The following is an 18673-nucleotide window of genomic DNA, read 5'->3' as shown; positions in this document are numbered from 1 at the left end:
CTTCGAGTTTCCCGCAACCGCCGCTTCGGCAACCGCGGCTGAGGAACCCTGGATTTCGGAAGGGCGGACGAGGCGCTCATCGAGCGGGCGCGACCAGCGTGGCAGCCGCGCAGAGACGCGGCCCGTGTTCCGTCAGTCGGGGGCGTCGCCGGTCCGGAGATCCACTTGGCGGGCTTCCCCGTTGCCGAGCGTGATGTCGGCGGATACGGGAGGGCAGCCGGAGGCGACGACGGTGTAGGGGCCGGGAGTCAGGCCCTTCAGGGTGTACGTGCCGTTCTCGCTGGTTGTGGACGTGGTCACGACATCGCCATGGGCGTTCAGCAGGGTGATGTGGGCGTGAGGGACGGGACGATCGGTGTGTGCGTGGCGCACGGTACCGTGCACACCGCAGATCGCCGTCAGGGCGAGGTCGGAGAGGGCCGGTTCAGCGCCCATGGTGACCTGCACGGCGCGGGGCTCGTGCCCCTTGGCTGACACGACCAGCATGTGCGAACCGGGTTCCGCCGATGCCAGCTCGTACGCCCCGTCCTGACCTGATCTGGCGATGGCCTTCTGGTGGCCGTAGCGGTCGACGAGTGTGAGGGTGGCGTGGACCAGCGGCTCGCCGGCACCGTCCCGTACCCTGCCGCGCAGTTCCAGGGCAGGTGGCGTGGCCGAACCGGCCTCAGGGGCTGCCTGCGAGGACGCCATGGCAGCAGGCGTCACGGGTGTCGGTGAGGTGGGCAACGGCTTGGCGCGGCCACGGATCAGCGAAGCGGCCGCGGCAGCCAGGGACATGGCGATGGCGAGGGAGAAGACGATGACCAGACCGTCGTGGAACGGCTGAGAGATATCGCGCATTTACATAGTAGTGCCTGGTCAGGTTGGCTGGAGTGACGCGTGTCCTTGGGGCTTGGTGTGGCGTTGAGGGTGTATGACTCCGGACGAGATTGCTGTGGTGCGTGGTGAGTTGGAGGCGTTCGCGGCGGAGGTGTTCGAGCCGTTTGCGCGTAAGGATCAGCGCCGGTGGGGGCAGGTGTATCTGCGAGGGCTGTTGACCGATGGGCGGCGTAAGTCGGTCGAGCCGATGGCCGCCCGGCTCGGGGAGGACGGCAATCGTCAGGCGCTGGCCAACTTCATCACCACCAGTCCCTGGGACCCCGCCCGCATCCGGGCCCAGCTCGCCTGGCGGATGGAGGAGGCGATCGGGCCCGACGCTTTCGTCTTCGACGACACCGGGTTCCTCAAGGACGGGACGGCCTCGGCGTGTGTGGCGCGGCAGTACACCGGCACCGCGGGCAAGGTCACCAATTGCCAGGTCGGTGTCTCGCTGCACCTCGCGTCCGACCATGCCTCGGCGGCGGTCAACTGGCGGCTGTTCCTGCCCCGGACCTGGGATCCCGCCTCGCCGAAGTCCGATGCGGACAAGATCGCCCGACGTACGGCTTGCGGCATCCCCGACGATGTCGGGCACGTGGAGAAGTGGCAGCTGGCCCTGGACATGCTGGATGAGACCCGTTCCTGGGGGATCGGGGTGCCGCTGGCCATCGCGGACGCCGGATACGGCGACGCCGCCGCGTTCCGGCACGGACTGCAGGAACGCGGCCTGAACTACGTGGTGGGGATCTCCACCACGCTCTCGGCCCAGAGCGCCGACGCCGCCCCGGTGGCCGAGCCGTACTCGGGGACCGGACGTCCGCCGGTGGCGAAGTATCCCGGCAAGCCGCGGTCCGTGAAGGAACTGGTCATCGCGGCGGGCCGGAAAGCGGCCAGGCCGGTGCAATGGCGGGAGGGCTCCCGGCCCGGCAGCGGCCTCTCGGGCCGCAAACGGATGTATTCCCGCTTCGTGGCCCTGCGCATCCGGCCCGCCGGACGCGAGGTCCGCCAGCACGTCGACGGTCCGGAACTGCCGGAGTGCTGGCTGCTGGCCGAATGGCCCGCCGGTGAGAGCGAGCCGGTGCAGTACTGGCTGTCCGACCTGCCCTCCGGCATGCCGTTGACCACCTTGGTCCGCCTCGCCAAGCTTCGCTGGCGCATCGAGCACGACTACCGGGAGATGAAACAGGCCCTGGGACTGGCCCACTTCGAGGGCCGGACCTGGAACGGATGGCACCACCACGTCACCCTCGTCTCCGTCGCACACGCCTTCTGCACCCTGCAGCGACTGGCCCGGATCCCAAAAGACCCAGCGCCGGCCTGAGCCTCTACCAGGTCGTCCGCGAGCTGCAGACTGAGGGGCCACGTGCTTTCCGGACAGGCGTCTGACTGTCTATTTCACGCGGCGATTCGCAACTTTTCGTACTCGGCGTGGACTTCACGTGGAGGGCGGTAACCCACCGCCGAGTGGAGGCGTTTGCGATTGTACCAGAATTCAATGTACCGAGTGATGTCCTGCCGGGCAGCCTCTCGGGTCAGGTAAGTGACCCGAGATACGCGCTCGTTCTTCAACACGCCGAAGAACGATTCGGCCATGGCATTGTCGAAACAGATCCCGGTACGGCCGGAAGACCTGCGCAGTCCGAACCGGTTGAGCGTCTTCCCGAACTCGGCTGACATGTAGTTGCTTCCGCGGTCCGAGTGAAATATCGCTCCCGCCGAGAGGCTTCTGTTCCGTGCCGCGTTGCGGATCGCCCTGGATATCAGCGAGGTTTGGTAGTGGTCGTCCATCGCGTAACCGATAACTTCCTTCGTGCAGCAGTCGATGACCGTCGCGAGGTACAGCCAGCCTTCCCCGGTCGTGATGTAGGTGATGTCACCGACGAGCTTTTCGCCAGGCGCATCTGCGGTGAAGTCACGGCCCACCAGATCCGGTACCTGGCCGGCTGCGGCCTGGGTGAGGCCGAACCTCTTCGGCCTTGGCTGGCAGGGCACCAGGCCCAGTTCACGCATGAGGCAGCGGACCAGCTCCATGCCCGCGGCGACGCCCCAGCGATCCAGTTGAGCCTGGATGCGCCGGTGCCCGTAGGTGCTGTCGGATATGTCGAAGGCTTTCTTGATGAGCAGTTTCAATTCTTCGCGCCGCTGGGCCGTTGCGGATTCCGGGCGGGATCGCCAGTCGTAGTAGCCGGACCTGGACACGCCGAGTCGGCCGCACATGAACTCGACGCTGTAGGCGTACTCCTCGGTGTCGAGCCGCATCTCGTCGATGAACTCGTACTTGCTTGCTACCGGGGATCCTTCGCGAAGTACGCTGCGGCTTTTTTCAGGAAGGTAACTTCCATCTCCAGCTCGCGGTTGCGTCGTTCGAGTTCCTTCAGGCGCGCCCGCTCGTTCACCGTCAGTTCCGCATCGGGGGCCGGTTCCTGCTGCTTCTGGTGCTTCTTCACCCAGCCGCGTAGCGTCTCCGAGTTCAGCTCAAGCTCCCGGGCGACTTCAGAGATCGTCTTGCTCGACCTCAACGCGATCTGGACGGCTTCCTCGCGGAACTCCGGCGAGTACTTACTGGGTGGCGCCACTTCTTCCTCGTTTCCTTGTTCAGGACAACCCTATTGGGTACCTGTCCGGAAACTTCGTGGCCCCTCAGACACTCCTCGCCCTCTGGACCGGCGCATGCCCCACCTGCCACCGCGACATACCCACACCCATATCAACCTGACCAGGCACTAATAGGCACCCTATGAAAAACAGGTAAGAAGAATCTCCGGGACGCTGGAGCGCTGCCAGGGAGGGGTGGTGACCGGGACAGTGCGGTCGATCTCGCCCTGGTCGGGCGGGTATCAGCTGCGCTCGGCGGCGGCCTCGATGCGGTCGAAGCGCTGCTGGCGGCGGTGGGCGTGGGTGAAGTCGGCGACTCGGTGGGTGCCCTGATTCGTGGCGCGTGGGTGCGGACAGATACCCGAGGTGCGTCCGGACGCGGCTTGATGATTCGGAGAAGCGTCAGGACCACCGCGTCCTACGATGAGGGGCCCGCCTTCCGTCCGATCAGCAAGGAACACCAGGCCGTGGACGTCGAGTTACCCCCGTTCGTACGCGACACCGCCACCCGGTTCGGGACCGGTGTGCCCTACGCCCTGAAGGTTCTGGCCGGCCAGCTGGCCGACGACCCGGACATGGGCCGGCCCTCGAATCTGCCAGGCATCCTCACCGTGACGGTTGACGGCGACCTGTTCGAGGACTGCCCCGCCCTGGCCGTCGGCTACATCCGCGAGTCCGACCGGATCGAGATCCGGTACGTGAACCCGATCTCCTTCACCGCGCCCGCAGAGCCCGTCGCGGACGCCCAGGACCTGGAGCAGCAGGACGAGGAGCCCGCCGACCCAGCCACCGAGGCGGTCACCGTACGGGAGATCGCCGATGCCTGGCAGCGCATCACCGGCTGGCTCCAGCACAACGCCCCCGATTCCTACGCTGCGCTCCGTGTCGGCGCCGGCCCCACCGCCATCGCCGCTCTGGAGGGTGACCTCGGCATCCGGATACCCGTCGAACTGCACGTCCTGTGGCTGCTGACGGCGGGTGACGACGGGGTCGATGGCGCGGGATGCCTTCCGGGCAATCGGGCTCTCATGACCCTGGACGCCGTGGCCGCCACCTACCGGCTGAAGATGGACTCCCAGGCCCACCAGGACACCTTCAACACCGACCGCCCCGAGGACGAGCGGATCACCGTGTGGAAGGCAACCTGGGTTCCGGTTGTCGCCCTGGGCCCGGCTGACGGCACCTCGGGCCTGTACCTGGACGCCGCGTCCGGCTACATGGGCCGATGGTCCCGCTACAACGAAGCCCCCGGCGAAGAACTCGACACGCTGGTCACCTACTTGGAAGAGGCTGCCGACATGCTCGAAGCCCCGGCCCTGGCCACGCGGGACAGGCCCGGCCTGATCGGTGGGGCGCTGGTGTGGCTCAGCAGTATCGACCCCGCACAGGAAGACCGGTGGCAGCCTTGCACCGGCTGACCGGCTGACCGGCTGGCCACACCGGTCGTTGTCCGTCCGTTCAGTGGGATACCAGCAGGCCCCGGCTGCGCAGTACCCGCTGCTCCAGCGGACTGAAGATGAGCAGGTCGATGGCGATTCCGACGATCAGGATGAGGAGGATGGCGAGGAAGACCATGGACATGCTGTTGGCGGTGCGGCCGTTTTCAAGGAGCTGGCCGAGGCCGATGCCCAGGTCGGGTGAGGAGGCGATGATCTCGGCGGCCATCAGTGAGCGCCAGGAGAAGGCCCAGCCCTGCTTGAGGCCGGCGAGGTAGCCGGGCAGTGCGGCGGGGATCACGATGTGCCAGGTGCCGCGCAGTCCCGTGGCGCCCAGGGTGCGGCCGGCCCGCAGGTAGAGCGGGGGTACCTGGTCGACGCCGGAGACCAGTCCGTTGGCGATCGAGGGGACCGCGCCGAGCAGGATCACCGCGTACATCATCGAGTTGTTGAGGCCCAGCCAGAGCACGGCGGGCGGTACCCAGGCCACGGACGGCAGTGACTGGAGTCCGGACAGAATGGGGCCGATGGCCGCGCGGACGAACTTCACCCGGGCGACCAGCAGACCCAGCGGCGTGCCGATCACGAGGGCCATGGCGAAGCCGAGCAGGCCGCGCGAGACGCTGGTCCAGATGTACTCCAGCAGGGTGCCCTGCCGCCAGGCATCGGTCAGCTCGTTCCACACCGCGGACGGCGCCGGCAGCTTGTAGCTGTCGGTGACCTTCGCCCAGACCAGGATCTGCCAGACCACCAGCACCAGCGCCACGGCGACGACGGGTGGCAGCACCTTGCCTGTCAGGGTCTCGCGCAACGGCGTACGGTCGACCCGCACCGAATCCAGCGCGTCGAGGCCGGCCTCCAGTCCCGCCAGATCGTGCGGGTCCCGGGGCTCCCCGGCCGCCGGGGAGCCGTCCTTCTTGATGTCGACCCCGGTGTCAGTGCTGGCCATGGCGGCGGATCTCCCCACGCAGTTGTTCGGTGATCTCGACGGACAGTTCCGCGACGGCGGAGTCCTCGATACGGCGTGGCTGCGGGATGTCGACCGTCCACTCGTGCGCGATCCGTCCCGGGCGGGAGGACAGCAGCACGACGCGTTCGGCGAGGCGGACGGCCTCGCGGACGTTGTGGGTGACGAACAGCACCGAGACGCTGGTCTCGCGCCAGATGCGGGTCAGTTCGTCGTGCAGCACGTCCCGGGTGATGGCGTCCAGGGCGGCGAACGGCTCGTCCATCAGCAGCAGTTTGCTGTCCTGGGCGAGCGCGCGGGCCAGCGCGACGCGCTGGCGCATCCCGCCGGACAGCTCGTGCACCCGCTTGCCGTAGGCGCCCGTCAGCCGGACGAGGGCCAGCAGCTCCTCCGCCTTGGTGCGCCGCTCCGCCTTGGCCACGCCGCGCAGTTTCAGGGCGAGTTCGATGTTCTTGCCCGCGGTCAGCCACGGGAACAGGGCGTGTTCCTGGAACATCAGGGCGGGGCGGCCGTCGGTACTGATGCCCCCCGCCGTCGGTTTGTCGAGGCCGGCGACGAGGTTGAGGAGGGTGGACTTGCCGCAGCCGGAGGCTCCCAGGAGGGTGACGAACTCGCCGGGTGCGACATCGAGGGTGATGTCGTCCAGGACGAGCTGGCGGCCGGCGGGTGTGGTGAAGGACTTCGAGACGTGCTCGATCCGCGCGGCGTATGCCACCGACGTAGTGGCGTCGGCGGCCTTGGCGAGGGCGGTTGCCATGGTCGTCACCTCCTGGGAACTCATGCGGACAACGGGGGTGTGCGGGGGTTACTTGACGCCGAGTCCGGCGTCGTCGACCGGGCTCTTGCCCTCGGCCTTGAGGACCTTGTTCAACGGCGCGAGGTTGTAGATGCCGTCCAGCTTCGGCTGCTTGAGCAGGCCCGCCTTGACCGCGTGGTCGGCCTCGGTGTTCAGGGTGGAGGCCAGCGGGTCGTCGGTGAACTGGATCGACTTCCACGCCGGGTCCAGCACATTGGCGGGCAGCGGCTTGCCGGACAGCTCCTGCAGCTTGGCGTTCGCGGCCGCCTTCGCCTTGTCCGGGTTGGCGTTGATCCACGTGTTGGTCTTCACCGAGCCGCGCAGCACCGCCTGCACCACATCCGGGTGCTCCGTGAGGAACTTCTGGGAGACGATGATGTTGGTGATGACGAACTTCTTGTCGGGCCACAGGTCGGCCTCGTCCAGGAGGACCTTGCCGCCCTCGGCGACCAGCTTGGACGCGGTCGGCTCGGGCACCCACGCGCCGTCGATGGACCCCGACTTGTACGCATCCGGGGTGATCTTGTTGTCGGTGCGGACCACCGACACATCCCCCTTGCCGCTCTGCGCGTCGACCTTCCAGCCCTGCTCGGCGATCCAGTTCAGGAACGCCACGTCCTGGGTGTTGCCCAGCTGCGGGGTGGCGATCTTCTTGCCCTTGACGTCCTTGAGGGACGTGACCTTGTCCGGGTTGACGACGAGCTTCACACCGCCGGAGGCGGAGCCGCCGATGATCCGCAGGCCCTTGCCGTCGGTGGTGCTGTAGCCGTTGATCGCGGGGGAGGGGCCGATCCAGCCGATGTCGATCGAACCCGAGTTGAGCGCCTCGATCTCCGCAGGCCCCGCGTTGAACTGGGAGTAGGTGGCCTTTGTACCGCCGAGTTCCTTCTGCAGCAGGCCTTCCTGGTCCCCGACCAGGGCGGTGGCGTGCGTCAGGTTCGGGAAGTAGCCGATCCGCACGGTGTCCGCGGAGAGCTTCTTGCCCTCGGCCGCCACCTTCGACGTGTCGTTGTCCTTGGACTCGGACCCGTAACCGCAGGCAGTGAGAGCGAGCAGGGGAAGCGCGGCTATGGCGGCGATGGTGCGCAGGGTGGTGAGCGGTCGTGCGGCAGACACTGAGGTGTCCTCTCAGGGGATGGGTTGTCAGGAGGTTCGGCAGTGCGAGGCGTAACGCCCGGTGGCACGCACCAGCGCTCCACTACTGGCCCTCGGCGGCAGGAATGCTGGCGCGGGCTGAGGAGCGCAACGTGGCGCATGTCGCCGGAGTGGCTGGTGCGTCCCGCTGCCTCAGCCGCGCCGTGCCCGAAGGCATGCGGTCATGGGGAGGTGCGGTTGACGCAGTCAGCCGAAGAGTGTCCGGTCCGCCGACTGGGGCGGGACGGCAGCGAGCGCAGTGGTGTTCTGCGTGAGCCACCTGGTTCCGCGGACAGTGTCAGACGGGTCGACAGATGGCGCTGGACGTACGGCCGAGGTCGATGTGGCGACGCGAGGTCAGAAGGGGCAGCAACCAGTCTGTGCGGTTGAGCGTTCTCATGGCCACCCCGCAGTTCCCTAGTTTTCCCACCTGGTTGATGGGGATCGTGACAGAAGGCGGCCTTCACCCCAAGAGGGTGTTCATATGATGGACAGCCTGATCTCGATCTGTGAGATCAAGCTGTGGTCGGCCCTGCGGTCAGGGGTTTGTCCAGGCGCCGGGAGCGTCGGTCAGCGCGGAAACTCCGGCGGGCAACTCGGCCGACGCGACGTCGGCGAGGGAGACGCCCTCCAGGATCTCGCGCACGTTGGAGCGCAGTGCGATCCACAGGGGGAGCAGCGACTGGGCAGGTCCGGTGTAGGACAGGTCGGGAGGGCGGACCCCGCGGACCGAGACCAGCGGACCGTCCACGACGCGAATGACGTCGGCGATGCTGATGGACTCGGGAGGCTTGGCCAGCCGGTAGCCGCCGTTCCCGCCACGCTGGCTGAGCACGAGACCGCCCCGCCGCATGTCGTTCAGGATGCCTTCGAGAAATTTGTGCGGGATGTCCTGAGCGTCGGCGATGGCCTCGGCCTTCAGCGGCCCGTCATCTCGGGACGCGGCGAGCTGCAGTGCGGCACGTACCGCGTAGTCCGCCCTGGCTGAGATCCGCATGCGTTCATTATCCCGTACGAATTCGGTCGGCGTCCGCCGCGGGCGGGATGCCGGGCACCCGTTCTCGTCCGGCAGTCGAGAGGTTCGGGTCGTCGGAGATCAAGGCAGCGTCTTGCGAGGTCAGGCGGGCAGGATGAACGGGGGGTGTGCACCGTTGAGGAAGTAGTCTCCGACATCGCGGAGTCGGTCGGCCACCGGCTCGTACAACGTGTGGGTCCTGGCATTGCGCCAGAAGCGGTCGAAGCCAAGCCGCGAGGACGTGGAGCGGGCGCCGATGACGTCCAGTGCGCGGGCGGTGCATTCCTGCACGGCCCTGGAGGCTGCGGCTTCGGCCATCGCCACGAGGACCGATATCTCCGCGTACTCGTCGTACGTGAGGTCTTCGCCGCGCGCCAGCCCGCCCCGCAGGGCTTCCAGTGCGTGATCGGTGAGCGCGGAGGCGGAGCGGGTGAGGACGGTGAGTTCCCCGTACGTGGTCAGCACCTGCGGATCCTGCGGAGAGCCGGCCGGCCACGCCGGGTCCCAGGCGGAGTGGCCCGCCCGGCTGTACTCACGGGCTTCGGCGAGCACTCCCTCGGCCATGCCGAGACGGAGCTGGACGGATACGAGCCGCCCGACCGGTGACGCCAGGGAGGCTACGGGCGACAGGGCGTCCTCGTCCGCGGACAGGGAGCCGAGTACGTCGTCGGTGCTGACCGGCACGCCGTCGAACTCCACGCTGCCGCCGGCCGCGAGCCGTTGGCCGAAGGGGTCGGCGTCACCGTCGATCACCACGCCGTGCCGGGCGGGATCGACGACCACGGCGAGCGGTTCGCCGCTGTCGGTCCGCACGGCCCGTACGACGAGCCGGTCGGCGACCAGGACCCCGGTGACGTAACTCTGCCGGCCGTCCAGCAGGTAGCCGCCGGCGGTCCTGTTCAGTGCGAGAGGTGGTTCCTGACGGGTGAAAGCACCGCCCCAGCACCACTGCTCCGCCGCGGACTGCCGCCCGAGCTGCGCGGCGAGAGCGGGCTCCGTGAAGAACCGGGCGCTCCACGACATGAAGTAGTGACAGCCGAGGAGCTGACCGATGGCCCCGTCGGCAGCGGCGATCTCCCGGACAACGGCGTAGGCCGTCGGCCAGCTCTCGCCTGCGCCCCCGAGCTCGGCCGGTATCAGCAACGTCAGCAGGCCCGCCTCGCGCAGCCGGGACACCTCGTCGAACGGGACCTTGCCCGCCTGCTCCCGGACCACCGCGTCCGTGGCCAGGTCGTCCGCCGTCTCGCGGGCCACGCGCAGCCAGTGCGCACGGTCTGTCGCGGTCCGGTCGGACTCCGGCGCGGGACCGGACTGCGCGAGGGCAAAGCCCATGGGACTGGTCTCCTCAAGGACGGCCGCAGGGAGCGGCGTCGGGCCTCGTTTGCTGGTCGGGCACGTACTTGTAGCCCACGCGTCGTACGGTGACGATCCGGTGCTGGTGAGCCTTGCCCAGCTTGCGGCGCAGGCGCGCGATGTGGACGTCCACGGTGCGGCCGTCGCCGACGTGGTCGTAGCCCCATACGTTGGCCACCAACTGCTCGCGCGAATGCACCTGGTGGGGGCGCAGAACGAGATGCGCCAGCAGCTCGAACTCGAGGTAGGTGAGGTCGAGTTCGCGCCCGTCCGCCTGCGCGACATGCCGCGCGGTGTCGACGTGGATGCTGTCGCCGCTCGTCGGCGGCGCGGGAGGCGAGTCGTCGTAGGTGACCGGCCGGAGCTCCGGCCGTACGCCGTCCTTGACGAAGAGTTCGGCCGGGTCGGTGCCCTCAGGGACGAACAGGAGGTAGCCGACGAGCGGGGCCGCATCGCGTTCCCCGGCGCCGCTCTGTGGGGTGGCGCCCACCAGGCGAAGATGGCGCACGTCGGAGAGCGGCGAATGCAGTGGAGCGGGCTGAGCCGGAATTGCCGTGGGCATGGCGGTCGTCCTTCAGAAGGATGTCGGGCTGTCGGGAGCGGTGGGTGAGTTCACCTGAAGGAAGCGGAGCGGCACGCGCGATGGGTGCGAGTCGCGTGCCCTAGACGCGACAGCAGGCAGCGCTGACGACGTGACCAAAGTCGACATGCCGACGACGAACGAGTCGTTGCTGCGTGGGGCACATGTGCATCATCCTGCGCACCCCAGCAGGGCGCCGTCAATACTTCCCTAGTAAATCGATAGGAAATATAGGGAATGATCGAAAGGGTGGCCCGTATTCGTTGCCGTGGCTGGCCGGCCCGCAGGCCGGAGCCGGTCCGGCATGCGGGCGTCGGTTGACGACGAGCGAGATGTATTGCTCAATTGGCCGCATGAACGCCCAGCCGCGCTTGGTCTCGCGTGACCACATCGACTTCGGTCGGGTGTGGTCCGCGGCGTGTCCCGCCTGACTCGGGCGGTGGGCCGTCCGTCGGCCTTCCCTCCTCGGTGACCCCGTCGAACCCGTCGCGGACCGAGTTCTCCTTTAGGGTCATCGGCCTCGTCGGCGCTGACCCGCGCAACGACGTGGTCCTGAGGGCCCTGACACGCGCTGCCGCCGTCCGGTTCGCCGCCCGACGCTGAGCACCGCCTCGCTCGCTCCAAGCGCCGCACCAGTTCCCTGACGAGCCGTTCCCTGATGAGCCGTTCTCTGACGAGCGGTCACATCCCGCTGTGCAAAGGCCCGTTCTGCCGGCCCGTACGAAAGGTCATTCCCATGCCCGTCGAGTTCCTCGGCATCGCCGCGACCAACAACGGATCCGAAACCACCGCGCGGTCCGGCGCCGCCTTCGACAAGGAGTACACGCTCAGGCTGGCCCGGGCGCACGAGGAGTACGGCTGGGACCGGGTGCTGCTCGCCTACGGCTCCGGTTCGCCGGACCCCGCGCCGGCCGCCGCCTACATCGCGAGCAGGCTCGACCGGCTCCAGATCCTGCTCGCCCACCGGCCCAACGTCTCGTATCCGACCTTCGCCGCGAAGACCTTCGCCACCCTCGACCAGATCAGCGAGGGCCGGCTGACCGTGCACTTCATCACCGGCGGCAACGACCAGGAGCAGGGCCGCGAGGGTGACATCCTCACCAAGGACGAGCGCTACGCCCGCACCCGCGAGTACATCCGGATCGTCAAGAAGATCTGGACCACCCGCGAGCCCTTCGACCATGAGGGCGAGCACTACCGTTTCCACGACTTCGTCAGCGACGTCTTCCCGGTTCAACAGCCCCGCCCGAATGTGTCGTTCGGAGGTTCGTCGCCCGCCGCGTACGCCGCAGGGGCCGACATCTATCTTTGATCTTGACCAGTGCTCTGCCGTTTGCGGCGGGGGCGAAGGCCATCCCTGGGCTGCTCTGACCTGAGCGGGTGCATGGGGTCGCACCGTTTTCCTCAGTCGGCGGGGCGTTGCTGGTTCTCGATGTACCGCTTGACGACGGTCAGCGGTGTCCCGCCGAAGGACCCGGCGAAGTAGGAGCCGGACCAGAAGTGGCCGCCCCACAGATAGCGGCGCACGTGCGCGTCGTACTCGTGGTGTAGGCGTCGGGAGGAGACGCCCTTGAGACTGTTGACCCGTTTGGAGAGTTGCACCTTCGGCGGGTAGTGCACGAGGAGGTGGACGTGGTCCTGTTTGCCGTTGAACTGCTTCAGTTCGGCCTCGAAGTCCGTGCAGACCTCGCGCATGACCTCCTCCGTGCGGGTCAGCATGGCCTCGGTGAACGCGTGCCGCCGGTATTTACTGACAAAAACCAAGTGGACATGCAGGTCGTGGACGACGTGTCGGCCGTTGCGTACATCAGGGTTCGGATTCCATCGTGGTGACATAAACCAATGTCGTATGCTGCGGTCCGTGAGTGGTCGCGGCCTGGAGACACGGCAGTTCGGGCACCGCGCCCGGCTGGCGCTGAATCCTGCCGAAGTCCTCAAGGCCGATGACCAGGCGCACGCGGCTCGCACCATGTGGAATCTCCTGCACGCCTGGTGGCAGATGATACCGAAGGAGAAGCAGACACTCGCGAACGCGGACGCCGCGATCCGCCAGGCCCGCCAGGACATCGATTTCCTCGCTGTCCTTCCCGCGCAGGCCGCGCAAGCGGTGCTGAAGACGTATTTCCAGGCGTGGCGGAACTGCTGGGACGCCCGTGCGGATGCGCCGAACTTCAAGGGTCGGTTCCGTTGCGCCATGGCTGTGGACGTGCCGCAGGGCCGGGACTTGAATATCAGGCGGGTCCACCGCAGGTGGGGGATGGTCAACCTGCCGAAGATCGGCCGTGTCCGTTTCCGCTGGACCAAAGACCTGCCCGTCGGCAAGGGCGCCACTAGGGAGAACCGGATCACCGGCGCACGTCTGGTCAAAGACGCGCTCGGCTGGCACATCGCCTTCCGAGTCCAGACCCTCGAACCGCAGCCGGAACCTCACCAGGGGCCGCCAGTCGGCATCGATGTCGGTATCACCGTGCCCCTCGCCCTCTCCGACGGCGGGACGTACGAGCACGGCGAATGGCTGACCCGGCAGGAGCAGGCCAGGCTCCTGGATCTGGAGCAGCGCGCCGCCGGCCGTAAGAAGCACCGCAAGCCTGGCGAACGCACCTCCCGCCGGCTGCACCACACCTACGACCAGATCGCAGGACTGCGCGCGAAAGCCAAGCGCCGGGCCTCGGACTGGCAGCACAAGACCACCACCAGGATCGCCGACACGTATGGCGTTGTGGTGGTGGAAGCACTCACGATCACGAACATGGTCAAGTCCCCCAGGGGAACCGTGGAGCAACCTGGCAGGAACGTCGCCCAGAAGTCCGGGCTGAACCGCTCGATCAGCGGGGAGGCATGGGGGCGCACGGTCACCATGCTGACGTACAAGCTCGCCCGACGCGGCGGCACGCTGGCCAAGGCCCCCGCCCCGAACACCTCCCGATGCTGTTCCGCCTGCGGTTTCACAACACCCGGCAGCCGGGAGACCCAGGCCCTGTTCGTGTGCAAGAACCCCGACTGCGGGTGGTCCGGCAACGCCGACCACAACGCAGCCCGGAACATCCTGCACCTGTACCGGACGGGCCACGCGCTCGTCCCGGCTGCCGGGAGGGCAGTCGTCAGGCGCGCTCGCCGTGCCAAGCCCGCCACCGCAAGGTAGACGGGAATCTCCCTGCTTCAGCTGGGAGAGCACTTCAATGCCTCTGGGGCGAGCCCGAAGACCGCCGAGCAGATCGAGGATGTGAAGGCCGCCGCGAAGTCCGGGGGCCGCACCGAAGTACCCGGCATCCAGGTGGCGTTCCGACCGATCATCGCCCCGACCGAGGAACTGGCCTGGGAGAAGGCGCACCGCACGGTTGGCGCGATCAAGGCCCGTAAGGAGAAAGGTGAGGCGATCACCAAGCGCCACAACGGGCAGGCACAGCCGCAGAACACCGGCTCGCAGCGGCTGATCGCGATCGCCGAGGCGGGCGAGCGCTACGACCGTGCCCTGTGGACCCCGACAGCCGCCGCCACCGGGGGAGCGGGCAACTCCAACGCCCTGGTCGGCACCCCGGAAACGGTCGCCCAAGCCCTCCTGGACTACTACGACCTCGGCGTCGACATTCTCTCCGCCCGCGGCTACGACCTGTTGGACGACGCGATCGACTTCGGCCGGTACGTGATCCCGATCGTCCGCGAGGAGGTCGCCAAGCGCGACGCCGAGCACGACGCTGAGCGGGCAGCCCGCGCCACGCAGAACCTCGCGGCGGTGAATGGATGACATCGGTGGCGCAACCACCGTCGTCCTCAAGCGAGTTGACGGTGATTCAAGTGACCGTGTCCGACCCGCGGGTGAGACCGCTGCTGCGCGAACTCGGCGACGAGTACTCGACGCGATACGGCAAGGACGCGCACGCTGAACTCGCCCGCTATCCCGACGAGGAGTTCACCCGGCAGCACGGCGGGGTGCTGCTCCTGGTCCTGGAGCGCGATGAGCCGGTCGCGGGCGGCGCCTTCCGCCGGTACGACGCAACCACGGCGGAACTCAAACGGATCTGGACGCACAGCGCCCACCGCAGACGCGGCCTCGCGCGACGCGTCGTCGCCGAACTGGAGCACGAGGCGAGCGCACGCGGCTACCGGCGGATCTACCTGACCACCGGGCCGCGTCAGCCCGAGGCCCGCGGCCTGTACCTGGCCACCGGCTACACCCCGCTGTTCGACACGTCCGCCGACCCGGAAACCATCGGCCCGCTGCCCTTCGAGAAGCACCTGCCGGCCGAAGCGCGCACTTGAAAGGCCGCGGGCGTCTGACCGCAATCAGCCGTGAATGTCCAGGTCGTTGCGATCGCGTGCTGCTCGGATCTGACTGAGCCACTCTGCGCCGAGCCGACGCCCGTTCGGGAGTTGGTCGTCTCGGTCCCAGCGCCACGTTGTGATGATGGCCAGTACGAGGATCCGGCACTCGCGCAGCAAGTCCTGGTCGACACCCGGATAGTGCTCGCTGACTTCTTCGGGCGCATGGGCGAGGTCGAATTCGACGGGCCCACGACAACACGTCTCAAAGTCGATGAACAGCGGCCCGTTCTCCGTGGTGAGCAGGTTGCCCGGGTGCGGCTCGCCGTGCAGCAGTTGCTCGGCGCCGCCGCGCTCGCCGATCGCTCGCCCAAGGCTTTGTAGCGTGTCGCCGAGCAACTCCCGGTCCGCGTCTGCGAGTTCCGGAGTGCGCTCGTGGTTCGCCAGGAACTGTTGAGCCTGCTCGACTCGATCCATGAAGTGCGGTGCCGGGACATCGAGCTTGCGCATGCCGGCATGCAGCTGCTCGAGCGCATGGGCGAAGTCCGCTGGAGAGACCTCATGGGGCGCCACGGGTTCGTAGTAGGTCCACAGTGTGACCACGAAGCCATCGCGCTCATGGACGCGTGGCTCCACTCGCGGCTCAAGGGCGGCCACCGGGCATCCGGATTCACCGAGCCGCTGAGCGACATCGACCTCGAACTGCGCGACCTGTTGCTCTACAGGTGCCACTCGGGCCAGGACATCACAAGGCAGCAGACGCAGAGTGAGTTTGTTGGAGTTATGAAGAACGATCGCGTCGTCGACGGTCAGGTCAAGCGATGAGGCGATCGACCTGGCCGCGGCCGTGGCACGCGAGACCTCTGACGCCTGCATCGTCGCCCGGCCCCCCTCCCTTGAGCGCTGTCTCAACTCTCCAATTGGTGCAACTGGCCTGCGCACCTTACCAAGTTGTCGATCGAGGAACGCCTGCTGCAGCGCAGTGACAAGGTCAACGATGCGGTCCAGCGCGATATGCCGCATCGCAGCCACACCCCGGGGACGGCCCGGGAGCCGGGAGTTCAGTGAAGGTGGGACAGGACCTGCGGATTCGCGCAGTGCGCGAGTGGCCGGCCTGCCAGGAACGCGGCTACCTCCGAGGCCACGATGGAGGCGGCGTTGAAGGCGGTCTGTCTGCTGGCGCCGGCCAGGTGTGGCGTCATGACGATGTTGGGGGTCGTCAGCAGGCGTGAGGTGGCGGGGATCGGCTCGCGGGGGAAGACGTCGAAGGCGGCGCCGAAGAGTTTTCCGGACTCCAGGGCGTCGCACACTGCTTCGTAGTCGACGAGCGACCCGCGGGCACAGTTGACCAGCACGCCGCCGGTCGGCATCAGGTCAATCATCCGCCGGGAGACCAAGCCCTCGGTCTCCGGGGTCGCGCGGGCATGGACGGTGACGAACGTGGAGCGTCGCATGAGGTCCGCCAAGTCGGTGACCTCGGCCGGTGACACGTCGTCCGCATGGACAAAGGGGTCGGCGACGAGCACCTGTGCGCCGAATCCGCGGAGGATCCGGGCGACCCGGGACCCGATGGCGCCGTATCCCACGATGCCGACGGTGCTGCCCGCCAGCTCCGGCCCGACCTTTTCGAACATGTAGTAGTCACCTCGCCAGGTGCCTGCGGCGAGGTCTGCGTGGGTGACGGGGACGCGTCGGGCCGCGGCCATCATGAGGGCGACCGTGTGCTCGGCGGTGGCGGTGGCGTTGCGTCCGGGAGGCGAAGGAGACCGCGACGCCGTGCCGGGTGGCTGCCTCGAGGTTGGCGTTGACGGGGCCGCCGCGGCTGACGCAGAACAGGCGCAGATCGGGGCAGGCCTTGAGGATCCGTTCGGTGAGCGGTGCCATCTGGGTGACACAGATGTCCACTCCGCTGAGGGCCTTGATCAGCTGGTCCTCGGTGCCGGAGGCCTCCCGTACCTCGGCCACCTCCCCGAAGGGCGTGGGTGTGGCACTACCTACTTCGAGCTCGACACCAGCAAGGTGGACCCTGCACCCACCGGCCCCAGCACGGTCGTGGCGGCAGAAGCGCAGCTCGTCACCGAAGCGGTGAGTGCCCCGGCGAGGTCCTGGTCTTCGCCCAGGGCGGCTATCTGTCATGGCTGGAAGTCTGTTCATGGGGCGACGACATCGAAGTGACGCTGGCCGCCGCGCGTCACTGGTTGCAGACGTGCTCTTGATCCCGAACGACCAGCGCCCAACGGGCTCCGCGACACCGTCGACATCACGAACTCAACTTCAGTAGCCAGTGGGACTCCGTTAGGTCGCCTTCGTTCCGCGGAACGGCCAGCGGGCCAAGGGCGATTGCCGTCTGCGCGGGTTGATGCCGGACGGACGGCGCGAGTCGATCCAGCTGATGGCCACTCGGCTTCAGGATGGCTCGCTCGGCCACCGCGGGTCCGGCCGGCAACGTCCCGGCCAACGTCAGCCGGAGCAGGGCCGGGACGAGCCCGGTACGGAGGATCATGCCGGAAACCTCCGGCACCGCTGGGGCCGCTCGACGCGGGCCGGCTTTATTCGGTTGCCGCTCCCCGTGTCCGCCCCTCACCATGGGCGGGACATCGGGAGCTGCCCGGTGCTCCACGAGAGGAGGCACGACTGTGACCACGACTGTCGTCGGCCTGTCCGCAGACCGCCTCTCTCTCGCCTCATGGAGCACCTCCAGCGATGTCTCACGACGATCTCTCGCAGCACCCTCAGCACCCGGCATTTCCTGACGACCCCGCATTTCCTGACGGCTTCGTCACCGACCCCTACCGGCACATCCCGCCGCCGGACGACCTGGGCGACCTCGACGACCGGTTCGTCTTCGACTTCCGTGCCTACGACGACCTCGAAGACGGCCGGCGCTGGTCGACCTGGCTCAGCGTGGAACCCCTCTGCCGGGGCCCCGAGCCGCTCCCGGACTGGGTGGTGACCTCGCAGGGCGCGATCGACACCGAGCTCGGCGTCCTGAAGACCGGCAAAGAGGCCGACGTCCACCTTGTCGAGCGCGCCGACCCGCGAGACTCCGCAGCCGGCGTGGTCATGGCGGCCAAGCGGTACCGCTCTCCCGAACACCGGACCTTCCACCGCTCCGCGTCCTACACCGAGGGCCGCTCGATGAAGCGCTCACGCGACGAGCGGGCCATCAAGCGGAAGAGCTCTTTCGGCCGGCAGGTCGCGGCCGGCGAGTGGGCGGTGTCCGAGTGGGGCGCCCTGGTGCGGTTCTGGAACCTGGGGCTGCCGGTTCCCTACCCGGTCCAGATCGACGGCACCGAGATCCTGATGGAGTGGATCACCGTCGTCGACGAGGACGACGCCGTCCAGAGCGCGCCCCGGCTCGCCCAGACCCGGCCCTCACCCGAGCTGCTGGCGTCGTACTACGAGCAGCTCACCGACGCGCTCGCGACGATGGTGCAGAACGGCCTCGTGCACGGCGACCTCTCGGCGTACAACATCCTGGCCGCGGGCGAACGGCTGGTCGTCATCGACCTGCCGCAGATCGTCGACCTGGTCGGCAACCTCAACGGGATGACCTTCCTCCAGCGCGACTGCGCCAACATCTGCGGCTGGTTCCGCTCCCGGGGCCTCGACGTCGACGAGCACGCGCTGTTCGCGGAGCTGATGGCACACGCCTTCTGAACCGGGCGGCTGGTAGGGC

Annotated in this window: 18 protein-coding genes and 2 pseudogenes; 7 read left to right on the top strand and 13 right to left on the bottom strand. The window is 67.9% G+C overall.

Going from position 1 to position 18673, the window contains the following annotated elements; genetic code table 11:
- Nucleotides 1-132: 132 nt before the first annotated feature.
- Nucleotides 133-840, bottom strand: coding sequence for a carboxypeptidase-like regulatory domain-containing protein (locus tag QF035_RS02275; protein ID WP_307517775.1), 708 nt, complete (start codon nt 838-840; stop codon nt 133-135).
- Between the two features lie 73 nt (nt 841-913).
- Here QF035_RS02275 and QF035_RS02270 point away from each other — a divergent pair, with 73 nt between their 5' ends.
- The gene (locus QF035_RS02270) at nt 914-2179 is read left to right on the top strand and encodes an IS701 family transposase (RefSeq protein WP_307517773.1); all 1266 of its coding nucleotides are present in this window, start codon (nt 914-916) and stop codon (nt 2177-2179) included.
- 74 nt (nt 2180-2253) lie between these two features.
- On the opposite strand, the gene QF035_RS02265 is transcribed toward QF035_RS02270, so the two are convergent.
- Nucleotides 2254-3434 (bottom strand): IS3 family transposase gene (locus QF035_RS02265; protein ID WP_307517772.1). Its coding sequence is split into 2 segments (ribosomal slippage): nt 2254-3170 and nt 3170-3434, totalling 1182 coding nucleotides; the frame shifts between segments, so codons are not numbered across the junction.
- A gap of 486 nt (nt 3435-3920) precedes the next feature.
- On the opposite strand from QF035_RS02265, the gene QF035_RS02260 reads away from it, so the two are divergent.
- Complete coding sequence (locus tag QF035_RS02260) at nt 3921-4871, top strand: hypothetical protein (protein ID WP_307517770.1); 951 nt, start codon at nt 3921-3923, stop codon at nt 4869-4871.
- Nucleotides 4872-4911: 40 nt separating this feature from the next.
- Here the strand turns inward: QF035_RS02260 and QF035_RS02255 are convergent, their stop codons facing one another.
- The 7 genes from QF035_RS02255 to QF035_RS02230 form a co-directional block, all read right to left on the bottom strand.
- Nucleotides 4912-5838, bottom strand: a complete 927-nt coding sequence (locus QF035_RS02255; protein WP_307517769.1) for an ABC transporter permease — start codon at nt 5836-5838, stop codon at nt 4912-4914.
- Nucleotides 5825-6613, bottom strand: coding sequence for an ABC transporter ATP-binding protein (locus tag QF035_RS02250; protein ID WP_307517768.1), 789 nt, complete (start codon nt 6611-6613; stop codon nt 5825-5827). The genes QF035_RS02255 and QF035_RS02250 overlap by 14 nt, the downstream gene beginning before the upstream one ends.
- Nucleotides 6614-6661: 48 nt before the next feature.
- Nucleotides 6662-7768 carry an aliphatic sulfonate ABC transporter substrate-binding protein gene (locus QF035_RS02245; RefSeq protein WP_307517767.1) on the bottom strand — a complete coding sequence of 369 codons (1107 nt, stop codon included), beginning with the start codon at nt 7766-7768 and terminating at the stop codon, nt 6662-6664.
- A 316-nt stretch (nt 7769-8084) separates the two neighbouring features.
- The gene (locus tag QF035_RS55615) at nt 8085-8186 is read right to left on the bottom strand and encodes a putative leader peptide (protein WP_373466597.1); all 102 of its coding nucleotides are present in this window, start codon (nt 8184-8186) and stop codon (nt 8085-8087) included.
- 138 nt (nt 8187-8324) lie between these two features.
- A complete protein-coding gene (locus QF035_RS02240) occupies nt 8325-8783 on the bottom strand; it encodes an RrF2 family transcriptional regulator (protein ID WP_143643055.1) in 459 nt (152 codons plus the stop codon).
- 120 nt (nt 8784-8903) lie between these two features.
- The gene (locus QF035_RS02235; RefSeq protein ID WP_307517766.1) at nt 8904-10133 is read right to left on the bottom strand and encodes an acyl-CoA dehydrogenase family protein; all 1230 of its coding nucleotides are present in this window, start codon (nt 10131-10133) and stop codon (nt 8904-8906) included.
- 13 nt (nt 10134-10146) lie between these two features.
- Nucleotides 10147-10716, bottom strand: coding sequence for a winged helix-turn-helix domain-containing protein (locus QF035_RS02230; RefSeq protein ID WP_307517764.1), 570 nt, complete (start codon nt 10714-10716; stop codon nt 10147-10149).
- Nucleotides 10717-11470: 754 nt separating this feature from the next.
- Here QF035_RS02230 and QF035_RS02225 point away from each other — a divergent pair.
- Nucleotides 11471-12040, top strand: a pseudogene (locus tag QF035_RS02225) (LLM class flavin-dependent oxidoreductase); the annotation flags it as partial.
- A gap of 98 nt (nt 12041-12138) precedes the next feature.
- Here the strand turns inward: QF035_RS02225 and tnpA are convergent.
- On the bottom strand, nt 12139-12570 hold the full coding sequence (tnpA, locus tag QF035_RS02220) for an IS200/IS605 family transposase (protein WP_307517761.1): 432 nt from the start codon (nt 12568-12570) through the stop codon (nt 12139-12141).
- Between the two features lie 25 nt (nt 12571-12595).
- Here tnpA and QF035_RS02215 point away from each other — a divergent pair, with 25 nt between their 5' ends.
- The 3 genes and pseudogenes from QF035_RS02215 (at nt 12596) to QF035_RS02205 (ending at nt 14994) form a co-directional block, all read left to right on the top strand.
- Entirely contained in the window at nt 12596-13876 is a 1281-nt protein-coding gene (locus QF035_RS02215; RefSeq protein ID WP_307517759.1) for an RNA-guided endonuclease InsQ/TnpB family protein, read from the top strand.
- Between the two features lie 32 nt (nt 13877-13908).
- Nucleotides 13909-14479, top strand: a pseudogene (locus QF035_RS02210) (LLM class flavin-dependent oxidoreductase); the annotation flags it as partial.
- Nucleotides 14476-14994: a GNAT family N-acetyltransferase gene (locus QF035_RS02205; protein WP_307517758.1), complete on the top strand. Its 519-nt coding sequence runs from the start codon at nt 14476-14478 to the stop codon at nt 14992-14994. The pseudogene QF035_RS02210 and the gene QF035_RS02205, both read left to right, overlap by 4 nt.
- A 24-nt stretch (nt 14995-15018) precedes the next feature.
- Here QF035_RS02205 and QF035_RS02200 read toward each other — a convergent pair whose 3' ends face one another.
- The 3 genes from QF035_RS02200 to QF035_RS56190 form a co-directional block, all read right to left on the bottom strand.
- Entirely contained in the window at nt 15019-15870 is an 852-nt protein-coding gene (locus QF035_RS02200; protein WP_307530839.1) for a phosphotransferase enzyme family protein, read from the bottom strand.
- Between the two features lie 185 nt (nt 15871-16055).
- Nucleotides 16056-16700: an NAD(P)-dependent oxidoreductase gene (locus QF035_RS56195; RefSeq protein WP_307530838.1), complete on the bottom strand. Its 645-nt coding sequence runs from the start codon at nt 16698-16700 to the stop codon at nt 16056-16058.
- Entirely contained in the window at nt 16636-16959 is a 324-nt protein-coding gene (locus tag QF035_RS56190; RefSeq protein WP_307517757.1) for a hypothetical protein, read from the bottom strand. The genes QF035_RS56195 and QF035_RS56190 overlap by 65 nt, the downstream gene beginning before the upstream one ends.
- A 738-nt stretch (nt 16960-17697) precedes the next feature.
- On the opposite strand from QF035_RS56190, the gene QF035_RS02185 reads away from it, so the two are divergent.
- Nucleotides 17698-18654 (top strand): serine protein kinase RIO, encoded by a 957-nt coding sequence (locus tag QF035_RS02185; RefSeq protein WP_307517756.1) that lies wholly within the window; start codon nt 17698-17700, stop codon nt 18652-18654.
- Nucleotides 18655-18673: the final 19 nt, after the last annotated feature.

This window comes from Streptomyces umbrinus (genome assembly GCF_030817415.1).
Lineage (GTDB): Bacteria > Actinomycetota > Actinomycetes > Streptomycetales > Streptomycetaceae > Streptomyces > Streptomyces umbrinus_A.
Note: the sequence above shows the minus strand (reverse complement) of the source record. Positions and strands in the feature narration are given on the sequence as shown.